At 72.5% G+C, this 24907-nt stretch carries 21 protein-coding genes and 1 pseudogene; 10 read left to right on the forward strand and 12 right to left on the reverse strand.

Annotated elements, in window-relative coordinates:
* Window positions 1-55 precede the first annotated feature (55 nt).
* The 3 genes from AB0B01_RS07175 to AB0B01_RS07185 form a co-directional block, all read right to left on the reverse strand.
* Complete coding sequence (locus AB0B01_RS07175) at window positions 56-649, reverse strand: TetR family transcriptional regulator (RefSeq protein WP_361713768.1); 594 nt, start codon at window positions 647-649, stop codon at window positions 56-58.
* Between the two features lie 21 nt (window positions 650-670).
* Entirely contained in the window at window positions 671-1720 is a 1050-nt protein-coding gene (locus AB0B01_RS07180) for an aldo/keto reductase (protein WP_361713770.1), read from the reverse strand.
* Between the two features lie 126 nt (window positions 1721-1846).
* The gene (locus tag AB0B01_RS07185) at window positions 1847-3286 is read right to left on the reverse strand and encodes an MFS transporter (protein ID WP_361713772.1); all 1440 of its coding nucleotides are present in this window, start codon (window positions 3284-3286) and stop codon (window positions 1847-1849) included.
* A 64-nt stretch (window positions 3287-3350) separates the two neighbouring features.
* Between AB0B01_RS07185 and dusB the strand changes: the two genes are divergently transcribed.
* From dusB to AB0B01_RS07210, 5 genes are all read left to right on the forward strand, one after another.
* The gene (gene dusB / locus AB0B01_RS07190; protein WP_030297116.1) at window positions 3351-4493 is read left to right on the forward strand and encodes a tRNA dihydrouridine synthase DusB; all 1143 of its coding nucleotides are present in this window, start codon (window positions 3351-3353) and stop codon (window positions 4491-4493) included.
* 376 nt (window positions 4494-4869) lie between these two features.
* Window positions 4870-7578 carry a pyruvate, phosphate dikinase gene (gene ppdK, locus AB0B01_RS07195; RefSeq protein ID WP_361713774.1) on the forward strand — a complete coding sequence of 903 codons (2709 nt, stop codon included), beginning with the start codon at window positions 4870-4872 and terminating at the stop codon, window positions 7576-7578.
* A gap of 394 nt (window positions 7579-7972) precedes the next feature.
* Complete coding sequence (locus AB0B01_RS07200) at window positions 7973-9025, forward strand: helix-turn-helix domain-containing protein (RefSeq protein ID WP_361713775.1); 1053 nt, start codon at window positions 7973-7975, stop codon at window positions 9023-9025.
* Window positions 9026-9176: 151 nt separating this feature from the next.
* Window positions 9177-9638: a group III truncated hemoglobin gene (locus AB0B01_RS07205; RefSeq protein ID WP_361713777.1), complete on the forward strand. Its 462-nt coding sequence runs from the start codon at window positions 9177-9179 to the stop codon at window positions 9636-9638.
* Window positions 9639-9770: 132 nt separating this feature from the next.
* Window positions 9771-10178 carry a VOC family protein gene (locus AB0B01_RS07210; RefSeq protein WP_361713779.1) on the forward strand — a complete coding sequence of 136 codons (408 nt, stop codon included), beginning with the start codon at window positions 9771-9773 and terminating at the stop codon, window positions 10176-10178.
* 12 nt (window positions 10179-10190) lie between these two features.
* On the opposite strand, the gene nirD is transcribed toward AB0B01_RS07210, so the two are convergent.
* The 3 genes from nirD to AB0B01_RS07225 are packed head-to-tail and all read right to left on the reverse strand — an operon-like array spanning window position 10191 to window position 14463.
* Window positions 10191-10556: a nitrite reductase small subunit NirD gene (gene nirD / locus AB0B01_RS07215; protein ID WP_361713781.1), complete on the reverse strand. Its 366-nt coding sequence runs from the start codon at window positions 10554-10556 to the stop codon at window positions 10191-10193.
* Window positions 10553-13105, reverse strand: coding sequence for a nitrite reductase large subunit NirB (nirB, locus tag AB0B01_RS07220; RefSeq protein WP_361713783.1), 2553 nt, complete (start codon window positions 13103-13105; stop codon window positions 10553-10555). Before nirB ends, nirD begins: the two co-directional genes overlap by 4 nt.
* Window positions 13106-13107: 2 nt before the next feature.
* Window positions 13108-14463, reverse strand: coding sequence for an FAD-dependent oxidoreductase (locus AB0B01_RS07225; RefSeq protein WP_361713785.1), 1356 nt, complete (start codon window positions 14461-14463; stop codon window positions 13108-13110).
* Window positions 14464-14670: 207 nt separating this feature from the next.
* On the opposite strand from AB0B01_RS07225, the gene AB0B01_RS07230 reads away from it, so the two are divergent.
* Window positions 14671-15447: a TSUP family transporter gene (locus AB0B01_RS07230; protein WP_361713787.1), complete on the forward strand. Its 777-nt coding sequence runs from the start codon at window positions 14671-14673 to the stop codon at window positions 15445-15447.
* A 30-nt stretch (window positions 15448-15477) separates the two neighbouring features.
* Here AB0B01_RS07230 and AB0B01_RS07235 read toward each other — a convergent pair whose 3' ends face one another.
* On the reverse strand, window positions 15478-16098 hold the full coding sequence (locus AB0B01_RS07235) for a class F sortase (protein ID WP_361713789.1): 621 nt from the start codon (window positions 16096-16098) through the stop codon (window positions 15478-15480).
* Window positions 16099-16233: 135 nt separating this feature from the next.
* Window positions 16234-16776, reverse strand: a complete 543-nt coding sequence (locus AB0B01_RS07240; RefSeq protein ID WP_361713791.1) for a hypothetical protein — start codon at window positions 16774-16776, stop codon at window positions 16234-16236.
* Between the two features lie 409 nt (window positions 16777-17185).
* On the opposite strand from AB0B01_RS07240, the gene cutA reads away from it, so the two are divergent.
* Window positions 17186-17524: a divalent-cation tolerance protein CutA gene (gene cutA / locus AB0B01_RS07245; protein ID WP_361713793.1), complete on the forward strand. Its 339-nt coding sequence runs from the start codon at window positions 17186-17188 to the stop codon at window positions 17522-17524.
* Complete coding sequence (locus tag AB0B01_RS07250; RefSeq protein WP_361713795.1) at window positions 17521-17937, forward strand: gamma-glutamylcyclotransferase family protein; 417 nt, start codon at window positions 17521-17523, stop codon at window positions 17935-17937. The genes cutA and AB0B01_RS07250 overlap by 4 nt, the downstream gene beginning before the upstream one ends.
* Before the next feature lie 41 nt (window positions 17938-17978).
* Here AB0B01_RS07250 and dnaG read toward each other — a convergent pair whose 3' ends face one another.
* The 4 genes from dnaG to AB0B01_RS07270 form a co-directional block, all read right to left on the reverse strand.
* Window positions 17979-19886, reverse strand: a complete 1908-nt coding sequence (dnaG, locus tag AB0B01_RS07255) for a DNA primase (protein ID WP_361713797.1) — start codon at window positions 19884-19886, stop codon at window positions 17979-17981.
* Between the two features lie 78 nt (window positions 19887-19964).
* The gene (locus AB0B01_RS07260) at window positions 19965-21239 is read right to left on the reverse strand and encodes an FAD-dependent oxidoreductase (protein WP_361713798.1); all 1275 of its coding nucleotides are present in this window, start codon (window positions 21237-21239) and stop codon (window positions 19965-19967) included.
* A gap of 93 nt (window positions 21240-21332) precedes the next feature.
* Window positions 21333-22646, reverse strand: coding sequence for a deoxyguanosinetriphosphate triphosphohydrolase (locus AB0B01_RS07265; protein ID WP_361713800.1), 1314 nt, complete (start codon window positions 22644-22646; stop codon window positions 21333-21335).
* Between the two features lie 56 nt (window positions 22647-22702).
* On the reverse strand, window positions 22703-23443 hold the full coding sequence (locus tag AB0B01_RS07270; protein WP_361713802.1) for a CbiX/SirB N-terminal domain-containing protein: 741 nt from the start codon (window positions 23441-23443) through the stop codon (window positions 22703-22705).
* Between the two features lie 325 nt (window positions 23444-23768).
* On the opposite strand from AB0B01_RS07270, the gene AB0B01_RS07275 reads away from it, so the two are divergent.
* Both AB0B01_RS07275 and AB0B01_RS07280 read left to right on the forward strand, forming a co-directional pair.
* On the forward strand, window positions 23769-24443 hold the full coding sequence (locus tag AB0B01_RS07275) for an ElyC/SanA/YdcF family protein (RefSeq protein WP_361713804.1): 675 nt from the start codon (window positions 23769-23771) through the stop codon (window positions 24441-24443).
* Between the two features lie 164 nt (window positions 24444-24607).
* Window positions 24608-24781 (forward strand): annotated as a pseudogene (locus tag AB0B01_RS07280) (SDR family oxidoreductase); the annotation flags it as partial.
* Window positions 24782-24907 lie beyond the last annotated feature (126 nt).

The raw sequence follows: 24907 nt of genomic DNA on the forward strand, positions 1-24907 counted from the left end.
CCCAAATGATCACCAAGGTGACCGGAATCTCACACTCCGGCCCTGGGTGGCCGGATCAGGCGCGCAGACCCCGGATCACCAGGCCGGTGACCGCCTCGAACTCCGCGACGATCGTGGGGGATCGCCAGTCCGCCGCGTACTGAGGGTCGTGGAAGCGGCCGGTGGCGTCGAACACCGCGCGAGCGGCGGCCCGCACATCGGGAGCGGCGAGCGAGCCCGCCTCGACACCCTCCCCGATGATCCGGGCCAACTGGTCGATCAGCGCGCTCAGGTGCTGGTCCACCACCCCGCTGTTCTCGGCGAGCAGCACCGTGTACGTCGCGAACAGCTCCGGGTCGTCACCCGCCTTGTGGCGCTTGGCCTCGAAGAGGGCTTCCAGCCACGCTTCGAGCTTGGAGGGTGCGGGCTCGGAGGGGGCCGAGGCGATCTCCTCCAGGCGGTCGACGCTCCTGGCGAGCCACCGGTCCGTGACGGCCTCGCGCAGCGCCGACTTCGACGGGAAGTGCCGGTACACGCTGCCGTGGCTGACGCCCAGGGCCCGCGCCACATCCACCACGGTCGCCTTGGTCGGGCCGTAGCGGCGCAGCACGTCCTCCGTGGTTTCGAGGATGCGCTCGGGGGTCAGGGGCTCGGCGGCAGCGGGGGGCATGGGTATGACCGTACCGCCAGCTCAGTGCTCGCTGTCGAGGTGGGCCATCTGCGCCGCCGGATAGCGCTCGCCGGCCGCGGCTCCCGCCGGGACGGCCGCCTCGACGGCCTCCAGGTCGGCGGGGCTGAGCTCCACCTCCATGGCATCGAGTGCCTCGGCCAGCCGATCCCGGCGCCGGGCCCCCACCAGCGGCACGATGTCCTGGCCCTGCGCGAGCACCCAGGCGATGGCCGTCTGCGCGACGGATATCCCCTTCTCCTCCGCCACCTTGCGCAGGGCGTCGACCAGGTCCAGGTTCCGCTGGAGGTTCTCGCCCTGGAAGCGGGGGCTCATGCCGCGGAAGTCGCCCGGGGCCAGCTCCCGGTCCCGTCCGAAGTGGCCGCTGATCAGGCCGCGGGACAGCACCCCGTACGCCGTGATGCCTATGCCGAGCTCGCGGGCGGTCGGCAGGATCTCCTCCTCGATGCCGCGGGAGACGAGGGAGTACTCGATCTGCAGATCCGCGATCGGCGCCACTGCGGCGGCCCGGCGCAAGGTGTCGGCGCCGACCTCGGAGAGGCCGATATGCCGTACATGCCCGGCCTGCACGGCCTCGGCGATGGCCCCGACGGTCTCCTCGATCGGGACGGCCGGGTCCACCCGGGCGATCCGGTAGATGTCGATGTGGTCGCGGCCGAGCCGCTGGAGCGAGTAGGCCAGGAAGTTCCGGACGGCCTCCGGCCGCCCGTCATAGCCGGCGAAGCCACCCTCGACCGTCCGCAGCGCGCCGAACTTCACGCTGGTCAGGGCCTGCTCTCGGGCGGCGGCGGGTGCGGTGCGCAGGGCCTCGGCGATGAGGAGCTCATTGTGCCCCATGCCGTAGAAGTCGCCCGTGTCGAGCAGGGTGACCCCGGCATCCAGGGCCGCGTGGAGGGTGGCGATGGATTCGGCCCGGTCGGCCTCCCCGTACAGCGCGGACATGCCCATGCAGCCCAGCCCCAGCGGGAAGACGGAGGGGCCGGTGGATCCGAGGGTGCGGGCCGGGCGGGCGGTGGTGGTCGGTTGGACCTTCACGTTCACGTTCGTGGTCATGGAACGAGAATGGCATGACCGATGACAGATTTCAATATCTGTCACTCGATAGTTGGGTTCAGCCCGGTGCAGCCCCGAAGGGCGAACCGCAGGGCGGACCGAAGGACGGACGGACGGACGGAAGTCTCAGCGGCGGTGGCCGGCCCGCGGGCCCACCGGCGCCCGCTCCAGCGCGCGGGCGGTGCGCCGGGCGGTCTCGCTCGCCCAGCGGCCGCTCGTCACGGCGCCCACGAGCAGCACGAGCACCCCGCAGGCCGTGACGATCCACCAGGCGGGCCCGGCCGCCGCGGCGAAGGCGCCGCCCGCGGTCCCGGCCGCCAGCACCGAGCCGATCACGGCCACGCCCAGGGTGCCGCCGGTCTGCCGGCTGGTGGAGGCGATGGCGGCCGCAACGCCCGCCTGGGCCCGCGGCATCCCCGAGACGGCCGTGTTGGTGATGGGCGCGTTCACCATGCCGAAGCCCAGCCCGAAGAGCACGTAACCGGTGAACAGCAGCGGCATCGAGCTCTCGGCGGAGAAAGCGGCGAACAGCAGCCCGCTCGCCGCCATCGCCGCCCCGGCGATCAGCAGCGGCAGCCGCGGCCCCCGGCTGCCGACCAGCCGCCCCGACAGCGGCGCGAAGACAAAGGTCAGCGCCGCCATCGGCAGCATGTAGAGCCCGGCGTGCAGGGCGTCGAGCCCCCGCACGTCCTGGAGGTAGAGGGTGTTCAGGAACAGGAAGCCGGCCAGCGCGGCGAAGGCGCCGACCGCGATCAGCGTCGCTCCGCTGAAGGGTGCGCTCCGGAAGAACCGCGGGTCGATCAGCGGCTCGGCCCGCCGCAGCTCGAAGACCAGCAGCGCCACCAGCGAGGTGACGGCCAGGGCCGCGCAGGCCAGGATCACCGGGGAGTGCCATCCTGCGCTCGGAGCCTCGATGATCCCGTACGTCACCGACCCGAGCAGCGCCATGACCAGCAGCTGCCCCACCGGATCCGGTCGGCGCGGGTGCGCCGCCCTCGACTCGGGGACGAAGCGCAGGGCCAGCGCCAGGGCGAGGAGCCCGACCGGAAGGTTGACCCAGAAGACGGACCGCCAGCCGACCGATTCGACCAGCAGGCCGCCGATCAGCGGTCCCGCGGCCATGGAGATGCCGACCACGCCGCCCCAGGCGCCGATGGCGCGGGCGCGCTCGCGCGGGTCCGTGAAGGTGTTGGTGATGATCGACATGGCCACCGGGTTGAGCATCGAGCCACCGACGGCCTGGACCATCCGAAACGCGATGAGCCAGTGCAGGCCGGGTGCCAGCGAGCACAGCAGCGAGCCCGCCGTGAACAGGACCAGCCCCACCGTGAACACCCTGCGCCGGCCGATCCGGTCCGCGGTGGAGCCCGCCGGCATCAGCAGCGAGGCCAGGACCAGCGTGTACGCGTCGATGGTCCACTGCATCCCGGCGACGGAGGCGCCCAGCTCCCGGCGCATCGAGGGTAGTGCGACGTTCAGGACGGTGGTGTCCAGGCTGACGAGGAGCAGGCTCATGCAGCAGATCGCGAGGACCAGCTTCCTCCGTCGGGCACTCGACTCGGCCATGCTTCCGATAGTACGTCTAACTAAAGAAATGGGGGATGGGGCGAGGCTGCGCGACAATGGGGGGATGACCACGCTCCCCCCGCCGCTCGCGATCGGCCCGCACACCGTGCAGCCCCCCGTGGTGCTCGCGCCCATGGCCGGTATCACCAACGCCCCGTTCCGCACCCTCTGCCGCGAGTTCAGCGGCGGCAAGGGGCTGTTCGTGAGCGAGATGATCACGACCCGCGCCCTGGTCGAGCGCAACGAGAAGACCATGCAGCTGATCCACTTCGACGAGACCGAGAAGCCCCGCTCGATCCAGCTGTACGGAGTCGACCCGGCGACGGTGGGCAAGGCGGTCCGCATGATCGTCGAGGAGGACCGCGCCGACCACATCGACCTCAACTTCGGCTGCCCGGTCCCCAAGGTGACCCGCAAGGGCGGCGGCTCGGCGCTCCCCTACAAGCGGAACCTGCTGCGGGCCATCCTGCGCGAGGCCGTGGCGGGCGCCGGCGACCTGCCGGTGACCATGAAGATGCGCAAGGGCATCAACGACGACCACCTCACCTACCTGGACGCGGGCCGGATCGCCGTCGAGGAGGGGGTCACCGCCATCGCCCTGCACGGCCGTACGACCGCCCAGCACTACGGCGGCACCGCCGACTGGGACGCCATCGCGCGGCTCAAGGAGCACGTCCCCGAGATCCCCGTCCTCGGCAACGGGGACATCTGGTGCGCCGAGGACGCGCTGCGGATGGTCCGCGAGACCGGTTGCGACGGCGTGGTCGTGGGCCGCGGCTGCCTCGGTCGCCCGTGGCTGTTCAACGACCTGGTGGCGGCCTTCGAGGGGCGCCCCGAGGACTTCCACAAGCCCACGCTGCGCGAGGTCGCCGCCACCATGCACCGGCACGCCGAGCTCCTGGGCGAGTGGATCGGCGACGAGGCGCGCGGGGTGATCGACTTCCGTAAGCACGTGGCCTGGTACCTCAAGGGCTTCTCGGTGGGTTCGGAGATGCGCAAGAAGCTCGCGGTCACCTCGTCCCTGGCCGAGCTGGACGCTCATCTGAGCGAGCTCGACTTGGACCAGCCGTGGCCCGACAGCGCGGACGGCCCGCGCGGCCGGACGTCCGGAAACAACCGGGTTGTCCTCCCGGATGGCTGGCTGAAGGATCCCTACGACTGTGCCGGGGTGAGTGAAGACGCGGAACTGGACACGTCCGGAGGCTGAGAAACAGCTGACAAATTATGCCGTCGGCGGCGTGACATACGCCACGCATGGGTGGGGTTGCGCTCACATGAGCGCGAAAATCACGGGTAAGACTTCCAAAGGGTGGCACTGGGTGCCACCCTTTGTTTGTTCACTACTTGAACACAAATGTATCGATGATCGCTCATCCGAGCGTGAACAAGCCTCAGGAGCCCCCTCACCCTTCGGGACGTGAACGCTCTTCGTAGGTTTCAGCTACCCATCGGTCACTTTCGATCTGCTGGCGCACGAGTGGTTACAGCCGTATGACGACCAAGTGGACGTACCGAGAAGCCTTCGATCTGGGTATGTTCCTGGCCGTCAGGGCAGCCACCGAGTCCTCGAGGAGTCGAGACCCGTGTCGGAAAACAAAGATCAGAAGTTCGTCTACGACTTCACCGAGGGAAACCGCGACCTCAAGGACCTTCTCGGCGGCAAGGGGGCCAACCTCGCCGAGATGACCAACCTGGGTCTCCCGGTCCCTCCCGGCTTCACCATCACCACCGAGGCCTGCAAGGTCTACCTGGAGAGCGGTGAGGCCCCGGCCGCGCTGCGCGACGAGGTCAGCGCCCACCTTGCCGCCCTTGAGGCCAAGATGGGCAAGAAGCTCGGCCAGTCGGACGACCCGCTGCTGGTCTCCGTGCGCTCCGGCGCCAAGTTCTCGATGCCGGGCATGATGGACACGGTCCTCAACATCGGCCTCTCCGACGAGTCCGTGACCGGCCTCGCCTCCCAGGCCGGTGACGAGCGCTTCGCGTGGGACTCGTACCGCCGCCTGATCCAGATGTTCGGCAAGACCGTCCTCGGCGTCGAGGGCGAGCTCTTCGAGGACGCCCTCGACGAGGCCAAGGCCGCCAAGAAGGTCACCGTCGACACCGACCTCGACGCCGCCGACCTCAAGAAGCTGGTCAAGGTCTTCAAGAAGATCGTCGCGAAGGAGGCCGGCCGCGAGTTCCCGCAGGACGCCCGCGAGCAGATGGACCTCGCCGTCGAGGCGGTCTTCAACTCCTGGAACACCGACCGCGCCAAGCTCTACCGCCGCCAGGAGCGCATCCCGGGCGACCTGGGCACCGCGGTCAACATCTGCTCCATGGTCTTCGGCAACCTCGGCCCCGACTCCGGCACCGGCGTCGCCTTCACCCGCGACCCCGCCAGCGGCCACCAGGGCGTCTACGGCGACTACCTCCAGAACGCCCAGGGCGAGGACGTCGTCGCGGGCATCCGCAACACCGTCCCGCTCGCGGACCTGGAGGCCATCGACAAGGCCTCGTACGACCAGCTCATGACGATCATGGAGACGCTGGAGACCCACTACAAGGATCTCTGCGACATCGAGTTCACCATCGAGCGCGGCCAGCTGTGGATGCTGCAGACCCGCGTCGGCAAGCGCACCGCCGGCGCCGCCTTCCGCATCGCCACCCAGCTCGTCGACCAGGGCCTGATCGACGAGGCCGAGGCCCTCCAGCGGGTCACCGGCCACCAGCTGGCGCAGCTGATGTTCCCGCGCTTCGACGAGAACGCCCAGACCGAGCTGCTCGGCCGCGGCATCGCCGCCTCCCCCGGCGCGGCGGTCGGCAAGGCCGTCTTCGACTCCTACACGGCCGTCAAGTGGTCCCGCTCCGGCGAGAAGGTCATCCTGATCCGCCGCGAGACCAACCCGGACGACCTGGACGGCATGATCGCCTCCGAGGGCATCCTGACCTCCCGCGGCGGCAAGACCTCGCACGCCGCCGTCGTGGCCCGCGGCATGGGCAAGACCTGTGTCTGCGGCGCCGAGGAGCTCGACGTCGACACCAAGCGCCGCCGCATGACGGTCGGCGACACGGTCATCGAAGAGGGCGACGTCGTCTCCATCGACGGCTCCACCGGCAAGGTCTACCTCGGTGAGGTACCCGTCGTACCGTCCCCGGTCGTCGAGTACTTCGAGGGCCGCATGCACGCTGGCGCCGACGACGCCGACGAGCTCGTCGCCGCCGTGCACCGGATCATGGCCTACGCGGACCGCGTCCGCCGCCTGCGGGTGCGCGCCAACGCCGACAACGCCGAGGACGCCTCGCGCGCCCGCCGCTTCGGCGCCCAGGGCATCGGCCTGTGCCGTACCGAGCACATGTTCCTCGGTGAGCGCCGCGAGCTGGTCGAGCGCCTGATCCTCGCCGACACCGACGGCGAGCGCGAGGAGGCACTCAGTGCCCTCCTGCCGCTCCAGAAGAAGGACTTCGTCGAGCTGTTCGAGGCCATGGACGGCCTGCCTGTCACCGTCCGCCTCCTCGACCCGCCGCTGCACGAGTTCCTGCCCGACATCACCGAGCTGTCGGTGCGCGTCGCCCTCGCCGAGTCCCGCAAGGACGCCAACGAGAACGACCTGCGCCTGCTCCAGGCCGTCCACAAGCTGCACGAGCAGAACCCGATGCTGGGTCTGCGCGGTGTCCGCCTGGGCCTGGTCATCCCCGGTCTGTTCAAGATGCAGGTACGGGCGATCGCCGAGGCCGCGGCCGAGCGCAAGAACGCCAAGGGCGACCCGCGCGCCGAGATCATGGTTCCGCTCGTGGGCACCGTCCAGGAGCTGGAGATCGTCCGCGAGGAGGCCGACGCGGTCATCGCCGAGGTCGAGGCCGCCACCGGCACCAGCCTCAAGCTGACCATCGGCACGATGATCGAGCTGCCGCGCGCCGCCCTGACGGCCGGGCAGATCGCCGAGGCCGCGCAGTTCTTCTCCTTCGGCACGAACGACCTGACCCAGACGGTGTGGGGCTTCTCCCGCGACGACGTCGAGGCCAGCTTCTTCACCGCGTACCTGGAGAAGGGCATCTTCGGGGTCTCGCCCTTCGAGACCATCGACAAGGACGGCGTCGGCTCGCTGGTCCGCAGCGCGGTCCAGTCGGGCCGGGCCACCCGCCCCGACCTGAAGCTCGGCGTCTGCGGTGAGCACGGTGGCGACCCCGAGTCGGTCCACTTCTTCCACGAGGTCGGCCTCGACTACGTCTCCTGCTCGCCGTTCCGGATCCCGGTGGCGCGCCTGGAGGCCGGTCGTGCGGCCGCCGAGGCGAAGGGCAGCGACAGCCGCTGACCCCCCGCGGCCCCGGCCGGGCCGCCCCCGTGACCGCGCCTGCCTTCGGGTTCCCTGACCCCCGTGGGCAGGCGCGTCCAATTTTTTTCCTCTTCAACAAAGTGCTTACGCCAGCAGGCGGTGGACGGATCCCCACCCGTCCACCGCCTGCTGTCAATCCGCCAGGCACGTCGGCGCTTCCCGGTGCGACCGACCGCCAGGCCCCGCAAAGCCCCCCACGGCCTTCACGGAGCGTTTCGGTCGCACTGGAGTGTGCCTGGCGGAGTACAGGATTTCGGTTGTCACGCCCCTGCCGAAAGGGGTTTCAACTGTGGCTGAAAGGGCGTGGTGACGTCGTGTGACGGCATGCATACTCATGGGGCGGGGGGATTGCGGTTGCACAGGTGGGGGTTCGGTGCTGCGTATCCATTTCACTGGAGTGGACCTGGCACGCGTACGGATGGCAGGGCGTCCCGATGCGTTGTGGGAAACGATTCTGAGTTTTCACCGCTTAAGAGACCGGCGTGACCCCCGGTTCTTCGGTGAATGGCGCACAGAAGCCCGCAGCAGGTTGAATGGTGAAACACGTTTGCTCGGCGCGCTCATACCGAGTCGCGGCTATTTCCCCGATTTCCTGACCCCCGTGGAGGGGCAGTACGGGTGGGACGTGGGCCTCGACGCCCTGCGCGCCATCCGCCCCGAGCGGATCCGGCGCGAGCTCGCGCTGCTCGGTGCGGGGACGGGCCTGGGCGACGCCTTCGGCATGCCCTCGGGCCCGAGCGGACGCGTCGACGCACCCGTCCCGCGCCGCCTGCGGGAGTTCATGGACGGCGGCACCAAGCACGTGCCCCGGCTGCTGGGAGAGCTGCGCGGCTACCACCGGGCGGCCGTGGCCCCGTACTGGACCCACATCCAGGCCCAGATCGAGGCCGAGCGGGCCGCGCGCGGCCGGGCCCTGCTCGACGGGGGCGCAGACGAGCTGCTGGCTTCGCTGCCGCCGATGCTGCGCTGGCGCGCCCCCGTCCTGGAGTGCGACTACCCGGTGGACCGGGACGTGCGGCTGCGCGGGCGCGGGCTGCTGCTCCAGCCGTCGTTCTTCTGCCGGCGCACCGCGGTGACGCTGCACGACCCCGAGCTGCCCCCCGTGCTGGTCTATCCGGCAGCGGCGCAGCTGGCCTCCGCGCCGGCCGGTGGCGAATCGATTCGGCCCCTGGAGGAGCAGCGTCAGCGCACCCTCGGCAAGCTCGTCGGGCACACCCGCTCCGTGGTGCTGCGCGCCATCGGCGACGGCGCCACCACCAGCGAGCTCGCCCGCCGGGCCGGAGTCTCCCTGGCCTCCGCGAGCCAGCACGCCTGCGTGATGCGCGAAGCGGGGCTGGTGACCACCCTGCGCCGCGGCAACGCCGTCCTTCACACGGTGACCCCGCTCGGCGCGGCCCTGCTCAAGGGAGGCGCGGTGGCCTCGTAGCCGGCCCGGTCCCAGAAGCCCCGGACCGCGCCCGCGGTCCGGGGCCCGTGGTCCGGCGCGCCCGCGGTCCCGGGGCGCGCCCGGGCGTGGTGACGTAGTCGGGGGACTTTCGGCCCTGGAACGCCCCCGCATGCGCGAGAATGGTGGACTGATGAACCAGTCTGCCGCCGATCACGACATCGCGGGCCGCGCCGACCTCCTGGCGCTGCTGCGCCGCTTCTACGCGGCCGCCTTCGCCGACCGCAGGATCGGCCCGTTCTTCACCGAGATCGCCGGCACCGACCTGGAGGCGCACCTGCCCCGCATCGCCGACTTCTGGGAGCGGGCCCTGTTCCGCAGCGCCGACTACACGGGCAACGCCTTCGCCCCGCACGCCGCCCTGAACACGGCCCGGGCGATGACCGCCGAGGACTTCGGGCGCTGGGTGCAGCTGTGGCGGGCCACGATCGACGGCCTGCACCAGGGCCCCCGCGCGGAGCAGGCCAAGGCGCACGGCGAACGGATCGCGCTCGCCCTGCACGCCCGACTGGCCGGCCGGGACGCGTCGATGCAGGGCGGGGACGGCGGGGGCTTCATCCCGCTGGCCGCCCTGGAACTCCGCACGGTGGCCTGACCTGCGGGTTCGCCCCCGACGGGAAGCGGCGAAAAAATCTTCCCAAGGACCGATGAGTTCTCCGGCCCCCCGCGGTCTACCTCTCGACAGCACCGGGAAACACGGGCGATCCGAGAGAGAAGAGAGACCGCGATGTCCTCCACGATGATCTTCGTCAACCTGCCGGTCAAGGACCTGGAGGCCAGCAAGGGCTTCTGGACCAAGCTCGGCTACGCGTTCAACCCCCAGTTCACCGATGAGAACGGCGCCTCCCTCGTCATCAGCGACACGATCTACGCGATGCTGCTGACGGAGTCCCGCTTCAAGGACTTCACCCACAAGGCCATCGCCGACACCTCCACCACCACCGAGGTGCTGATCGCCCTGAGCGCCGACAGCCGTGCCGCGGTCGACGAGCTCGTCGGCGCGGCCCTCGACGCCGGCGGTACCGAGCCGCGCCCCGCCCAGGACCACGGCTTCATGTACGGCCGGGCCTTCGAGGACCTCGACGGCCACACCTGGGAGGTCTTCTGGATGGACCCGGCCGCCGTCCAGGGCTGATGCCCCCGCCCGCTAGGCGACCGCGGCCGGCACCGGGGCCGCGGCCGCCGAGGTCGCGGCGATCCGGACCGGATACGTCCGGATCGTCACCTCCTCGTCGTCCAGACAGCGCCCCGACGCCAGGTCGAAGCGCTGCTTGAGCAGCGGCGAGGCCACGAAGGGCTGCCCCTCCACGCACCCCACCAGCCCCCGGGACAGCACCGCCGCCCCGGTGAAGGGGTCCTGGTTGTCGATGGCGTACGTCCAGCCGGAGCGGCCGAGGAACACCGCGGCCTGGCGCCCGTCCGGCAGCAGGACCGCCACCCCGCGCCCCGGCGTCATGTCGGACAGCTCGCACACCGTCAGCCAGCCTTCTTCCACCTGCAGTTCCACGGTCATCGGGTGCCTCCCACGGCTTCGAGCGGCTGAATGGTCAGGATGGCCAGGTCGGGCTTGACCTGATCGCGTTCGGGTACGAAGCGCACGGTCGGATCGGGGGCGCCGGGCGCGTTCACGAAGGACACGAACCGGCGCAGCCGCTCCGGGTCCTGAAGGGTCTCGGCCCATTCGTCGCGGTAGTGCGCCACGTGGTCGGCCATCAGGGCCTCCAACTCGTCGCACAGCCCGAGCGAGTCGTGCACGACCACGTCCCGCAGGTGGTCGAGGCCGCCCTCCAGCCGGTCCAGCCAGCTGGACGTGCGCTCCAGCCGGTCGGCGGTGCGGATGTAGAACATCAGGAACCGGTCGATCAGCCGGACCAGTTCGGCGTCGGACAGGTCCTGGGCCAGGAGGTCGGCGTGGCGCGGGGTGGCCCCGCCGTTGCCGCCGACGTAGAGGTTCCAGCCGTTCGCGGTGGCGATCACCCCGAAGTCCTTGCTCTGCGCCTCCGCGCACTCCCGGGTGCAGCCGGAGACCGCCGACTTGAGCTTGTGGGGGGCGCGCAGCCCCCGGTAGCGCAGCTCCAGGTCGATGGCCATCCGTACGCTGTCCTGCACCCCGTAGCGGCACCAGGTCTGCCCGACGCAGGACTTCACCGTGCGCAGGGCCTTCCCGTACGCGTGGCCGGACTCGAAGCCGGCATCGACGAGCCGGGCCCAGATCTGCGGGAGCTGGTCGACGCGGGCGCCGAAGAGGTCGATGCGCTGTCCACCGGTGATCTTCGTGTAGAGGCCGAAGTCGCGGGCCACCTCGCCGATCACGATCAGCTTGTCGGGGGTGATCTCACCACCCGGGATGCGCGGGACGACCGAGTAGGAGCCGTTGCGCTGCAGGTTCGCGAGGTGGTGGTCGTTGGTGTCCTGCAGGGAGGCCTGCTCCCCGTCCAGGACGTAGCCGCTCGCGCCGAGGGTCGGGGCGAGCGAGGCGATGATCGAGCCGACGGTGGGCTTGCAGACCTCACAGCCGTCCCCGCCGCGCGCCTCCGGCCTGCCGTGGCCGTCGAGGAGCTGCTCGTAGGAGGTCAGGCGGCGCGTGCGGACGATCTCGTAGAGCTCGGCCCGGGTGAACGGGAAGCAGCCGCACAGGCCTTTGTCGGTGGAGGCCGGCAGCAGCTGGCCGATCACCTTGAGGCAGCCGCCGCAGCCGGTGCCCGCCTTCGTGCACTGCTTGACCTCGGCGAGGCTCGCGCAGGCGGTGATCGCCTTCTTGGTGACGTTGTGGCAGGAGCAGATCACCGCGCTGTCGGGCAGCGACGCCGGGCCGAGCTGCGCGGCGGGGCCGAGGCCGGCCGGCAGGACCAGCTGGTCGGGGGCGATGGGCGGGACGCTCCCGGTCAGCGGGCGCAGCAGCCCGTACGCGTCCGCGTCGCCCACCAGGACCCCGCCGAGCAGCACCCCGTCGGGGGAGACCACCAGCTTCTTGTAGACGCCGGAGCGGGAGTCGGAGTAGACGACGTCGAGGCTGCCCTCGGCGGCGCCGTGGGCGTCGCCGAAGGAGGCCACGTCCACCCCGAGCAGCTTGAGCTTGGTGGAGAGGTCGGCTCCGGTGAACTCCTTCTCCCGGCCCAGGAGGTCCTCGGCGGCGGTCTCGGCCATCTCGTAGCCGGGGGCGACCAGCCCGTAGACCCGGCCGTCCACGGCCTGCGCACACTCGCCGATGGCGTAGACGCGGGAATCGGAGGTGCGGCAGCGGGAGTCGACGGAGATGCCGCCGCGTTCGCCCGTGTCCAGCCCGCAGTCGCGGGCCAGCTGGTCCCGGGGCCGGACACCGGCGGAGAAGACGACCAGCTCGGTGGGGACGGTGGTGCCGTCGGAGAGCCGCATCCCGCACACCGCGCCGTCCTCGCCGGTCACGACCTCCTGCGTGCCGACGCCGGTGTGCACGGTCAGGCCCATCGACTCGATGGTGCGCAGCAGGGCGGCGCCGCCGCCGTCGTCGACCTGGACGGGCATCAGACGGGGGGCGAACTCCACGATCCGGGAGGAGAGGCCGAGGCCCTGGAGCGCTCCGGCGGCCTCCAGGCCGAGGAGACCGCCGCCGACGACGGCGCCGGTGGTCCGGGTCTTCGCGTACTCCTCGATGGCGAGGAGGTCCTCGATGGTGCGGTACACGAAGCAGCCGGGGGCGTCCTTGCCCGGAACGGGCGGCACGAACGGGTAGCTGCCGGTCGCGAGCACGAGCACGTCGTAGGGGACCACGCGCCCGGAGCGGGAGGTGACGGTGCGGGCCTCGCGGTCGATGGTCTCGGCCGGATCGCCGAGGAGGAGCTCGATCCCGTGCTGCTCCATGAACCCGGCGGGGGTCAGGGAGAGGTCCTCGGGGGTGCTCCCGGAGAAGTACGAGGTCAGGTGTACGCGGTCGTAGGCGGGCCGGGGCTCCTCGCAGAGCACGGTGATCCGGTGGGTGGCGGTGGCGCCGCGTTCGGCGAGTGCCTCCAGGTAGCGCTGGCCGACCATGCCGTGGCCGATGAGCACGATGGCGGGGGTGGGCGTGGGCGTGGGAGCGGCCATGTTCAGGAGCCTCCGTCGTCGGTGAGCAGGTGCGTCAGGTCGTTGAGGGGCTGGTCGCCTTCCCAGCTGCGGGCGAGGGCGCCCACGGTGGACAGCTCGCCGAGCAGGACCCCGCCGACGAGCCGGTCGCCGCGGACCACGACCTTGCGGTAGGTGCGGCGGGTGGCGTCGGTGAGGCGGACCACGTCGTCCCCGGGGAGCGGGGTCGTCTCGCCGAAGACGGCGAGGTCGAAGGGCCCGGGGCCGGCGGCCGCGAGGGTGAGGCGGGTCAGGACGCGGGTTCCGGTGTAGCCGGGGCCGGTGCTGCTGTCCGCGTCGCGGGCGGCAGCGCTGCCGGTGCCGCCTCCGCCGTCGGTTCCGGTGGCCGCCGCGGGGTCGGTTCCGGGGGCGGCTTCCCCCTCGGAACCGCCCGCGGCGAGGACGGCGGCCAGGGCGTCGGCCTGTTCCAGCGCGGGACCGGCCAGGCCGTAGACCCGGCCGGCGTGCTCGGCGCAGTCGCCGATGGCGTGGATCCGGGGGTCGGCGGTCCGCAGCCGGTCGTCGACCACGATGCCGGTGCGCACGGGCAGCCCGGCGGCCAGCGCGAGCCCCGTACGGGGGCGTACGCCGCAGGCGAGCACCACGAGGTCGGCGTCGAGGCGGTAGCCGTCGGCGAGCTCGACGGCGGTGACGGTGCGCCCGTCGGGGTCCGCCGTCGGGCGCGTGGCCGGACTCGTGACCAGGCCGCGGACCCGGCACTGGGTGTGGATCTCGATGCCGAGCGCCGTCAGGTGGGCGTGCAGCAGCTCCGAGGCGTCCGCGTCCAGCTGGCGTTCCATCAGGCGCTCGCCCTGCTGGGCGAGGACCACCTGGGCCCCGCGCTCGGCCAAGGCCCGGGCGGCGGAGACCCCGAGGAGGCCGCCGCCGATCACCACCGCCCGTACGCCGGGCCGTGCCGCCACGGCCGCCGACAGCGCAAGGCAGTCGTCCATCGTGCGGAACGCGTGGACCCCGTCGGGGAGTTCCCGGCCGCCCGGTGTGAACAACCCGCGCAGCGGCGGGAGGACCGGGTTGGAGCCCGTGGCCAGGACCAGGGTGTCGTACGCCTCGGTGCTGCCGTCGTCGCAGTGCACGACGCGCTCGGCCCGGTCGATGCGGACCGCTCGTACGCCCCGCCGCACCGCCGCGCCGGGGGCCGGCAGGGCGGTCACGTCGGGGGCGTACCGGCCCGCCAGGACCTCCGCAAGCAGCACCCGGTTGTACGGCGGGTGCGGCTCCTCGCCGAGGACCCGCACCTGGGCGCCGGCGCCCAGCCGCGCGGCGAACCGCAGGCCGGCCAGGCCGGCGCCGATCACCACCACACGCTGTTTCGAGGTCATGGCACGAGCGTGCGCCGCCGCTGTTTCCCTGCCGCATCGCCGTTGTTACCCGGACGGAACGCGCACCTCAGCGTCCCGGTCGGCGCCCGGTGAGGGAGAAACAGGGGCCGGTGGGACGGGTGGTGAGGCTGAGGCAAAGCTCAATCTTTGCGCAAGTTTCCGGCGATCGATGCCCCGTACAGGCGACTCCTCCCTAGGGTCGGGCTTGTGCCTGACATATCGACGACGATGATCATCGTGCTGTGCGTGGCCGCCGCGGCGGCCGGTTGGATCGACGCCGTGGTGGGCGGTGGAGGACTGCTGCTCCTGCCCGCCCTGCTGCTCGGCCTGCCGCACGCCCAGCCCGCCGCGGTGCTCGGCACCAACAAGGCCGTGGCCATCGTCGGCACCGCGGGCGCGGCGGTGACGTACGTGCGCAAGGCGCCGGTGGACGTGAAGCTCGCCGTCCGGATCGGCCTGGCCGCGCTCGCGGGATCCATGGGCGGCGCCGCACTGGCCGGCGGGATCAGCAAGGACGCGCTCCGCCCGCTGATCATGGTGGTGCTCCTGGTCGTCGGCGCCTTCGTGGCCTTCCGGCCCGCCTTCGGCACCGCCCCCTCGGCCTCGCCCGTCAGCCGCGGGCGCGTACTGCTCGCGATCGGGCTCGCCGGTCTCGGGATCGGCTTCTACGACGGCCTCATCGGGCCCGGCACCGGCACCTTCCTGGTCCTGGCCCTGACCGCGCTGCTCCACCTCGACCTGGTCACGGCCTCCGCCACCGCCAAGATCGTCAACTGCTGCACGAACGCCGGGGCCCTCGCGATGTTCGCGTACCAGGGCATGGTGCTGTGGCAGCTGGCCGCGCTGATGGCGGCCTTCAACCTCGCCGGCGGCATGGTCGGGGCCCGGATGGCGCTGAAGAAGGGCAGCGGCTTCGTCCGGGGCGTGCTGCTGACCGTGGTCGGCGCCCTCGTGGTCAAGCTCGGCCTGGAGCAGTGGGGCTGAGCGCGCCGCGCCGGCCCGCGCCGACGTCCGTCAGTGGGTCCCGGTGAGGTGCGCGAAGACGACCACGTTGCCCCGGTAGCCGGTGCGGGGCGAGAAGCCGCCGCCGCAGGTGATCACCCGCAGCTCGGCGCGCGGCGAAGGCCCGTACACGCGGGCGTCCGGGAAGGACTTGGCGTCGTACACCTCGACCGCGTGGACGGTGAACACGGCCGTGCGCCCGTCCGCGCGCGGCACTTCGATCGACGCCCCGCGGTGCAGCGCGCCCAGGTGGTAGAAGACCGCCGGCCCGGAGGCGTGGTCGACGTGGCCGAGGATGACGGCGGTGCCGACCGCGCCGGGCGTGGTGCCGTCGCGGTACCAGCCGGCCAGGTCGCGGCGGGCGGGCGGCGGCACCTCCAGGCTGCCGTCCGGCCCGAGGCCGAGCCCCGTCAGCGGGGCGTCCACCCGGATCGACGGGATCCGGATCCGGGTCGGCGGGGAGCCGGGCAGCGGGTCGATGCTGCCGGGGTAGGAGGTCCGCCCGTTCAGCGCCTCGGCGGGGGAGGGCAGCGGGGGCTGCACGGACTCGCCGGAGCCGCTGGTGACGAGCCAGATGCCGACGCAGGCCGTGAGCGCGACGAGCCCGCCGCGGCGGGCCTGGCCTGTGCCCATGCGCGCCCCCTTGGCGATCGGTGTGCTCTGCGTGGAACAGGCCGTCGCCCGGCCCCGCGAACGGGGGGACCTCGCGGGGCGGGCGACGGGGGACGGTACCGGTCGGACCGCGGCCGGAGCCGCGGTGGGCGCCCGTCAGCTCCGCGTGCCGCTCGCCCGGCGACGCAGGAGCCAGGTACCGCCGACGGCGGCCGCGGCCAGGACGGCCGCTCCCGCCGCGATCTTGGTGGGGTCGGTGGTGGTGCTCGTCCCGCCTCCCACACCCGTACGGACGCGGCCTTGCGGACCGCGATCGGTGACGACCAGGTTGCCCGTGGCGAACTTGCCGTTCGCACAGGTGGCGCCAATGGCATAGGTGCCGGCGCGGGTGCCGCGGGCGATCTGGAACTGGCCCACCACCACCTCCTTGTGGGTGCCCGGCACCAGCTTGAACCGGCCGCCGCCGACCGTGGTCGCATCGCCGTCGGCGTGGCCGCCCGGGCCGCAGGCGGTGGTGTTGACCGTGACCGTGGCCCCGGGGGCCCCGGACTTGGGCCAGACCTCCAGCGCGGCGAAGTCCCCGGGTGCGAAGCCCGCCGTCCCGAGTTCCGCGGCGGCGACGCCGCCCGCGACCGGGCCGGTGAACGCGGTGGCGGTCAGCGCGGTGGCGGTGAGCACATGGGCGGTGCGTCGGCGCATGGCGGCTCCTGGAAACACGGGGTCGTGTTCCGAGGTAACCCGGCACCCCGGCGGCGCGCCTGCTGAAGGGCCGTCAGATGATCTGCGGCGCCGGCTGTCTCCGCAGGTCACAGCGGCGCCCGTCGCTCTCCGCGCCCTGGCCCCGTCCGGGTGACCGCCGCACCGGCGTCCGCGGCGCCCGTGCCGGGGGCGGGTGCCGGATATTTGTGGAACGGCAGTGCGTACGGTGGGGGCACGCTGGGAAAATCGGGACGCAGGTCCGGACCACCAGGAGCTGGTCCGTGGCACATCGAGGGAGGGCCCCGTGACATCGGTCGACCGGCCGGGAGAGCCGCGAGAGCCGCAAACGCCGCAAGGCCCGCAGGCTCCGCCGGATGCGCAGGCACCCCACGGGCCGCACGAGGCGCAGGTGCCGCAGGCCCCTCACGGCCAGGTGCTCACCGTGCTGACCACGGTCGACTCGGCCGAGCAGGCCGCAGCCCTCGCCCGGACCGCGGTGCAGGCCCGACTGGCCGCCTGTGCGCAGGTGACCGGCCCGGTGACCTCGGTCTACCGCTGGAAGGACACGCTGGAGACCTCCCAGGAGTGGCAGGTCCTGTTCAAGACCACCGCCTCCGCCTACCCCGCCCTGGAGGCCCGGCTCACCGCCGATCACCCCTACGACACCCCGGAGGTCATCGCCACTCCGGTCGTGCGGGGCAGCGCCGCCTACCTGGCCTGGGTCGCGGCCGAGGTGACCGCGGGATGACCGCCGGGCTCCCCCTCTTCGTCTACGGGACCCTGCGGCCCGGCGAGATCAACCACGACCTGTTCCTGCGGGGCCGCACCGCCGCCGAGGAGCCCGCCCGGCTCCCCGACGCGCTGCTCTACGACGGCCCCGGATTCCCGTACGCCGTCCAGCACGCGGGCTCCGAGATCGTGGGCGAGCTGGTCACCCCGGCGCCGGAGGCGTACGAGAGCCTGCTGGCCGAGCTGGACCGGCTGGAGGACTACTACGGCCCGGACCGGCCCCGGAACGTCTACGACCGGGTCCGGCGCGAAGCGGTCCGCCCGGACGGCACCCTCACCACCGCCTGGGTCTACCTGGCGGCCCCCCTGCTCGCCCGCCGCCTGCGCGCCACCGGCGTCGAGATACCGGGCGGCGACTGGCTCAGGCGCTAGCCGCCGCTTCGCCGGGGGGCCGGCTCAGGAAGCTCAGGGAGCTACAGCCCCTCGGCGCCGCGGTTGCGCAGGCGCTGACCGTACTGCTGGAGCACCCACAGCTCCTCCTGGACCGCCGCCAGCTGCTCCGGCGGGGCCTGGGGGCCCATGCGCGCCAGAGTTCCCTGAACCTCGTGCACCCGGCGGTCCACCGCGCGCAGCCGGACCTGGACCAACTGGACGCCGGCGTACACCTCGTCCACCGTCTTCGCGTGGATGGCCTCGACCGCCAGCTCGGTGACGAGTGCCCGCACCGTGTCGTTCGGGGCGGCCTCGCGCACCCGGGCCAGGTAGTCGGAGCCGGCCGCCGAGGTGCCGCCCGCGTCCTGGACGGCCTGGCGGACCGCCGCGTACGGGGGAGCGGTGAACTCGTCCACGCCGTACGCGTCGAAGGCCGGCGACACCAGCTCCGGCCGCTGCAGCGCCAGTTTCAGCAGTTCGCGCTCGGTGCGGTGCGCGGGGCTGCGCAGGTTCAGCGCGGGGCCGCCCGCGGGGGCGGCGGGCGCGGGGGCCGCCTCGTACGGGCGGCTGCGCGGGCCGGGCTGCCGGTCGGTGCCGGGCCGGTCGCCGCGCTCGCGCGCCCAGCGGGCCAGCTGCGCGACCCGTTTGACCACGAACTGCTCGTCCCGGATGCCCAGCATGCCCGCCAGCTGGACCGCCGACTCGTGCTGGATCGCGATGTTCTTGATGTGGGCGACGACCGGCGCCGCCTCGTCCAGGGCGGCCGCCCGGCCCGCCGGGTGCTCCAGGTTGTGCCGGCTGACGATGTGCCGCAGGGCGAACTCGAACAGCGGGGTCCGCGATTCCACCAGGCCCGCCACGGCCGCGTCCCCCTGCGCCAGCCGCAGGTCGCAGGGGTCCATGCCGCCCGGGGTGATGGCGATCGAGGTCTCCGCGGCGAACTTCTGGTCGTCCTCGAAAGCCCGCAGGGCCGCCTTCTGCCCGGCCGCGTCGCCGTCGAAGGTGAAGATCACCTCGGCCGTGGCATTGTCCATCAACAGCCGGCGCAGGATCTTGATGTGGTCGCCGCCGAAGGAGGTGCCACAGGTCGCGATCGCGGTGGTCACCCCGGCCAGGTGGCAGGCCATCACGTCCGTGTAGCCCTCGACGACCACGGCCCGCGAGGTCTTCGCGATCTCCTTCTTCGCCAGGTCGATGCCGTACAGCACCTGGCTCTTCTTGTAGATCGCCGTCTCGGGCGTGTTCAGGTACTTCGGCCCGTTGTCGTCGTCGCGCAGCTTGCGCGCGCCGAAGCCGACCACCTCGCCCGTGATGTCGCGGATCGGCCACATCAGCCGGCCGCGGAAGCGGTCGATGGGCTTGCCGCTGCGGCTGTCCTGGGCCAGCCCGGAGAGGATCAGCTCCTTGTCGCTGAAGCCCCGGCCGCGCAGGAAGCGGGTCAGGTGGTCCCAGCCGGCCGGGCTGTATCCGACGCTGAAGTGCTCGGCCGCGGCCTGGTCGAAGCCGCGCTCGGCGAGGAACCTGCGGCCGATCTCCGCCTCGGCGCTGCCCAGCTGCTCGACGTAGAACTGCGCGGCCGCCTTGTGGGCCTCGACGAGGCGGATGCGCTCGCCGCGGCCGCTGGTGCCGGCGGTGTAGCCGCCCTCCTCGTACCGGAGCGTGATGCCGGCCTGTCCGGCGAGGCGCTCGACGGCCTCCGAGAAGGAGAGGTGGTCGATCTTCATGATGAAGTCGAGGGTGTCCCCGCCCGCCTGGCAGCCGAAGCAGTGGTAGAGACCCTTGCTGGGGCTGACCTGGAAGGACGGGGACTTCTCGTCGTGGAAGGGGCACAGGCCCTTGAGGTTGCCCCCGCCCGCGTTGCGCAGTTGGAGGTAGTCGGAGACCACGGCGTCGATCGGGACCGCGTCCCGTACCGCCTTCACGTCGTCGTCGTTGATCCGTCCTGCCACCCGTGAAGTCTACGGCCGGGCGCCCACAAACCCGTCAGGCCCCCGCCCGTCTCGGGTGGCCCCCCCGCAAGCCGCCGCTCACGCTCCCTGCGCCGGCACCAGGGAGGCCAGCGGAACGGTCGGGTCCGCCAGTGCTTCGCGGTTGACGGGCTCCTTCGACCTGATCAGGGCCTGGATGTGCTCGGTGACGTCCCACACGTTCACGTTCATCCCGGCCAGCACCCTCCCCTCCGACAGCCAGAAGGCGATGAACTCCCGCTTGGCCGCGTCCCCGCGGATCAGCACCTGGTCGTAGCCGCCGGCCGGCGCGTACCCCGAGTACTCCAGACCCACGTCGTACTGGTCGGAGAAGAAGTACGGGATGCGGTCGTACGAGACCTCCTGGCCCAGCATCGCCCGCGCCGCGGCCGGGCCGCCGTTGAGCGCGTTCGCCCAGTGCTCCACCCGCAGCCGGGTGCCCAGCAGCGGGTGGTGGGCCGCGGCCACGTCCCCGACGGCGAAGATGTCGGCGTCGGAGGTGCGCAGGGACGCGTCCACCGCGATGCCGCCGCCGTGCTCCCGGTCGATCAGCGCCAGCCCCGAGGTCTCCGCCAGCGCGGTCCGCGGAGCCGCCCCGATCGCCGCCAGCACGGCGTGCGCGGGGTGCTCGTCGCCGTCGTCCGTCCGGGCGGCCAGCACCATGCCGTCGTGGCCGACGATCTCGGTCAGCCGCGAGCCGAAGTGGAAGCGGACCCCGTGCTCGGTGTGCAGATCGCCGAAGAGCCGCCCGATCTCCGGGCCGAGCACCGCGTGCAGCGGCGTCGCGAGCGGCTCGATCACGGTGACCTCGGCCCCGTACCCGCGCGCCGCGGCCGCGACCTCCAGGCCGATCCAGCCGGCGCCCGCGATCAGCAGGTGGCCGTTGTCCCGGCCGAGGGTGGTCAGTACGCCGCGCAGCCGCTCCGCGTGGGCGAGCCGGCGCAGGTGGTGCACCCCGGCCAGGCCGGTGCCGGGGATGTCGAGGCGGCGCGGCTCGGCTCCGGTGGCCAGCAGCAGCTTGTCGTAGTGCAGCGCGGTGCCGTCGCCGAGGACCACCCTCTTGGCCTCCCGGTCCAGCTGGACCGCGGGCTGGCCGAGGTGCAGCTCGATGTCGGCGCGCGCGTACCAGGACGGCTCGTGGACGAAGACGCTGTCGCGCTCCTCCTTGCCCTGGAGGTACCCCTTGGAGAGCGGCGGCCGCTCATAGGGATGGTCGCGTTCGTCGCCGATCAGGATCACCCGCCCCGTGAACCCCTCCGACCGCAGCGTCTCGGCCGCCTTGGCCCCGGCCAGCCCTGCGCCGACGATGACGAACGTCCGGTGTGCGTCGACCACCTGATGCCTCCTCATAACCTCTCCGCCACATGCGACCACATGCGAGCGTCCCGCACTGAACGTGCTGCGTGAAGGGGGAGTGGCCCGATCGGCTCACCCCCCGGCGCGGCGCCTGCGCACCGTGAGCCGGGCGTGTAGAGAGCGCGCCGAGGCGTCCGTGAGCGCCGCGATCTGGTCGATGACCGCGCGTTTGCGTGCTTTGTCGTCCGGGGCCGCATCGAAGATCGCCCGGAATTGCGGGTCGAGGCCCTCGGGTGCGCGGGCGCTCAGCGCCTCGGCGAGTTCGGCCAGGACGATGCGCTGATCGGCCCGAAGCCGCTCCTGCTCGTCGCGCTGCATGACGTAGAGGTCCGCGACCGCCTTGAGGACCGCGCACTCGTTGCGCGCCTCGCGCGGGACGACCAGCTCGGCGGCGTACCGGGTGAGGCGGCCGGAGCCGTACGCCTCCCGGGTCGCCCCCTCCGCGGCCAGGCAGAACCGGCCGATCAGCTGGCTGGTGGCGTCCTTCAGGCGGGCCTGGGCGACGGCCGATCCGTCGTACCCGTGCGGCCACCAGTCCTGTTCCAGCAGCCGGTCCAAGGCCTCCCGCAGCTCCTCCGGATCCGTGCCGGCCGGCACGTACCGGCCGATCGCGACCCGCCAGATCGCGGTGCGCTCCGGTTCGGCGAAGAGGAGGTTGGGGTCGAGGTGCCCGGCGTGCAGGCCGTCCTCGAAGTCGTGCACCGAGTACGCGACGTCGTCCGACCAGTCCATGACCTGGGCCTCGAAGCACTTGCGGTCCGCGGGCGCGCCGCGGCGCAACCACTCGAAGACCGGCAGGTCGTCGTCGTACGCGCCGAACTTGACCGAGTCGGGATCCGTGGGGTGTCCGCCGCGGGGCCAGGGGTACTTGGTCGCGGCGTCCAGGCAGGCCCGGGTGAGGTTCAGGCCGACGCTGACGAGCTCGCCGCTCGCCGGATCGGGAACGAACCGCTTGGGCTCCAGCCGGGTCAGCAGGCGCAGCGACTGGGCGTTGCCCTCGAACCCGCCACAGTCCTTGGCGAACTCGTTGAGCGCCTCCTCGCCGTTGTGGCCGAAGGGCGGATGGCCCATGTCGTGGGAGAGGCAGGCGGCTTCCACGAGGTCGGGATCGCAGCCCAGGGCCGCGCCCAGCTCCCGGCCGACCTGGGCGCACTCCAGCGAGTGGGTCAGGCGGGTGCGGGGGCTCGCGTCCCAGTCGTACGAGCGGCTGCCGGGGGTGACGACCTGGGTTTTCCCGGCGAGGCGGCGCAGCGCGGCCGAGTGCAGCACACGGGCGCGGTCGCGCTGGAAGGCGGTGCGGCCGGGCCGTTTGTCGGGCTCGGCGGCCCAGCGTTCGGTGTCGGCCGGAGCGTACGGGGCGGATGCGGAGCCTTCCATGCCTTCCATGCTCAGACGTTAACCGCACGCACCGACAATCCGAGCATTCCGAACCAACGCGGTCTTCACGCAGTGGCGAGTTCCAGGCGCTCCTCGTGCTCGTCCCGTTCGCCGCGGAGCCGGGCCAGGGCCTGGTCGTAGCGGAGCAGCACGAGACGGGCCAGGGCGGGATGGTCCCCGAGCGGGGCGGCCGCGGGGCCGGACGCGGCGGCAGCGCTCTGGGTGGCGAAGCGGCCGGGGGCGGTGAAGTACGAGGCCACGGCGACCCGGTGGTGGCCGCGGGCGGCGAGGGCGCGCACGGCGTCGGGGACGGCGGGGGCCGCGGCGGACGCGTAGGCCGGTACGACGGCCGCCCCGCCGAGGCGTTCGGAGAGCAGTGCGGCGGTGCGCCGGGTGTCGGTCGCGGAGTCGGGGTCGCGGGAGCCGGCGGCGGCGAGCACGACGGCGGAGCGGTCCCGCGGGTCCGGGCAGGCCTCCAGGAGCCGTTCGTACAGGGCCTCGACGAGCAGCGGATGCGGGCCGAGCGGGGCGGCTACGCGGGTGTGCAGGTGGGCGGCGCGGGCGGCGGCCGCCGGGAGGTCCCGCTTGACGTGGTGCCCGCGCCCCAGGAGCAGCGGGACGAGCACGGCCGCACCGGTGGTGCGGTGGAGGGTCTCGCCGAGCAGCGGCTCGTTCAGCTCGATGTGCCCGAGCCGGACGTCGAGGCGGGGGCGGAGCTCGCGGACCCGGTCGAGGAGGGCGCGGACGGTGTGGAGGGCGCGCGGGTCGCGACTGCCGTGGGCGACGGCGACGAGGGTGGGCTGCATGCGTGGACTCCGTGTGACCGGGCCCCCGGGGGACGCAGTCCGCTGAGCTGTGTGCCCAGTTGGGCCGTGATCCGGGTCAGCAGCTCGGTGGCCGTGGCGGGGGGAAGCGGAAAGGACAGGGATTCGGGAGGGTGCACCGGCTCCGTCATGAACCGATCCTGCGGGCCGCACGTTGCGGGGGCGTTGCGCGGGGGTGACGGGTGTTTACCGGTAGCTCACTCGCTCATTCGTCCGAGTGAAAGAGGGGGAGGGGGGAACTGGGGGGCCGGGCTTGATCGTCAATGTGTGCGAACGGCGTGCGGGGCGGGCAAAGGGGGGACCGATCATGAAGATGCCGGGCTGGATGGGGTCGGTGGCGGGCCGGCGGCGGGCCGTGCAGGTGGTGATGGCGGGTTGTGTGCTGGCGCTGCTGCCGTCGACGTGGACCCATGCGGTGGCGGCGGACCGGCTGCGGAGCACGGCCGACGCGCCGGCCGCCGGGGTGGCGGTGGTCTTCGGGGCGGGGCTGTGGAACGGCAAGCCGACGCCGTATCTGGCCAACCGCCTCGATGCGGCGGCCGAGCTGTACCGCACGGGCAAGGTCAAGGTCGTCCTCGTCACCGGTGACAACAGCCGCAGGGAGTACGACGAGCCCGACGCGATGCGGACGTACCTGACCGGGCACGGGGTGCCGGGGGAGCGGATCGTCAGCGACTTCGCCGGGTTCGACACGTGGGACTCCTGCGTCCGGGCCCGGGAGATCTTCGGGGTGAAGCGGGCGGTGCTGGTCAGCCAGGGCTTCCACATACACCGGGCCGTGGCCCTGTGCGAGGCGGCCGGGGTGGAGTCCTACGGGGTCGGGGTCGACGACGAGCACGACGAGACCTGGTACTACGGCGGGGCGCGCGAGGTCTTCGCCGCGGGCAAGGCGGCGCTGGATGCCGCCTTCAAGCCGGAGCCGCGGTTCCTGGGACCCAAGGAGCCGGGGGTGTCGCAGGCCTTGGGCGTCCTGGCACACTGACGCGTCGTCAGCCAGGCCGGTGAGTCACATACCGTGGGGTGGGAGCCATGACCGTGGTGGATCTGAGCGGTAAGACCGTCGTCATCACCGGCGGAGCCCGGGGGCTGGGCGCCGCGGCTGCGCAGGCCGTCGTGGACGGGGGCGGCCAGGTGCTGATCACGGATGGCGCGGGCAAATTCCCCGGCGCTCCCCTGGGCCGCGTCGGCGTCCCGGAGGAGACGGCCGCGGCCGTCGCCTTCCTCCTCTCCGACGCCGCCGCGTACGTGACCGGCGCCGAGCCGGCGGTGGACGGCGGCTGGACGACCGGCCTGACGGTGAAGCACCTGACCGGGCAGTGACGGCGGCAGTGACGGCGGCAGTGACGCCGGGCAGCGGCCGCGCAGTGCCTGGGGTGAGCCCGCCCCTCACGGGCCGCCCGCGGCGGCGCTGAGGTGCTCGTACATGAGGCGTAACCGGACGCGGCG

It is taken from the genome of Streptomyces sp. NPDC044571 (assembly GCF_040647115.1).
GTDB lineage: Bacteria > Actinomycetota > Actinomycetes > Streptomycetales > Streptomycetaceae > Streptomyces.

Excerpts from the sequence above, each read along its gene's own strand:
- AB0B01_RS07235 (WP_361713789.1), bottom strand. The coding sequence starts at position 16,098 with ATGGGCACAGGCCAGGCCCGCCGCGGCGGGCTCGTCGCGCTCACGGCC.
- dusB (WP_030297116.1), top strand. The coding sequence starts at position 3,351 with ATGACCACGCTCCCCCCGCCGCTCGCGATCGGCCCGCACACCGTGCAG.
- AB0B01_RS07210 (WP_361713779.1), top strand. The coding sequence starts at position 9,771 with ATGTCCTCCACGATGATCTTCGTCAACCTGCCGGTCAAGGACCTGGAG.
- AB0B01_RS07275 (WP_361713804.1), top strand. The coding sequence starts at position 23,769 with ATGAAGATGCCGGGCTGGATGGGGTCGGTGGCGGGCCGGCGGCGGGCC.
- AB0B01_RS07175 (WP_361713768.1), bottom strand. The coding sequence starts at position 649 with ATGCCCCCCGCTGCCGCCGAGCCCCTGACCCCCGAGCGCATCCTCGAA.
- AB0B01_RS07240 (WP_361713791.1), bottom strand. The coding sequence starts at position 16,776 with ATGCGCCGACGCACCGCCCATGTGCTCACCGCCACCGCGCTGACCGCC.
- AB0B01_RS07205 (WP_361713777.1), top strand. The coding sequence starts at position 9,177 with ATGAACCAGTCTGCCGCCGATCACGACATCGCGGGCCGCGCCGACCTC.
- AB0B01_RS07180 (WP_361713770.1), bottom strand. The coding sequence starts at position 1,720 with ATGACCACGAACGTGAACGTGAAGGTCCAACCGACCACCACCGCCCGC.
- AB0B01_RS07185 (WP_361713772.1), bottom strand. The coding sequence starts at position 3,286 with ATGGCCGAGTCGAGTGCCCGACGGAGGAAGCTGGTCCTCGCGATCTGC.
- nirD (WP_361713781.1), bottom strand. The coding sequence starts at position 10,556 with ATGACCGTGGAACTGCAGGTGGAAGAAGGCTGGCTGACGGTGTGCGAG.
- AB0B01_RS07265 (WP_361713800.1), bottom strand. The coding sequence starts at position 22,646 with ATGGAAGGCATGGAAGGCTCCGCATCCGCCCCGTACGCTCCGGCCGAC.
- nirB (WP_361713783.1), bottom strand. The coding sequence starts at position 13,105 with ATGGCCGCTCCCACGCCCACGCCCACCCCCGCCATCGTGCTCATCGGC.
- AB0B01_RS07270 (WP_361713802.1), bottom strand. The coding sequence starts at position 23,443 with ATGCAGCCCACCCTCGTCGCCGTCGCCCACGGCAGTCGCGACCCGCGC.
- AB0B01_RS07225 (WP_361713785.1), bottom strand. The coding sequence starts at position 14,463 with ATGACCTCGAAACAGCGTGTGGTGGTGATCGGCGCCGGCCTGGCCGGC.
- AB0B01_RS07250 (WP_361713795.1), top strand. The coding sequence starts at position 17,521 with ATGACCGCCGGGCTCCCCCTCTTCGTCTACGGGACCCTGCGGCCCGGC.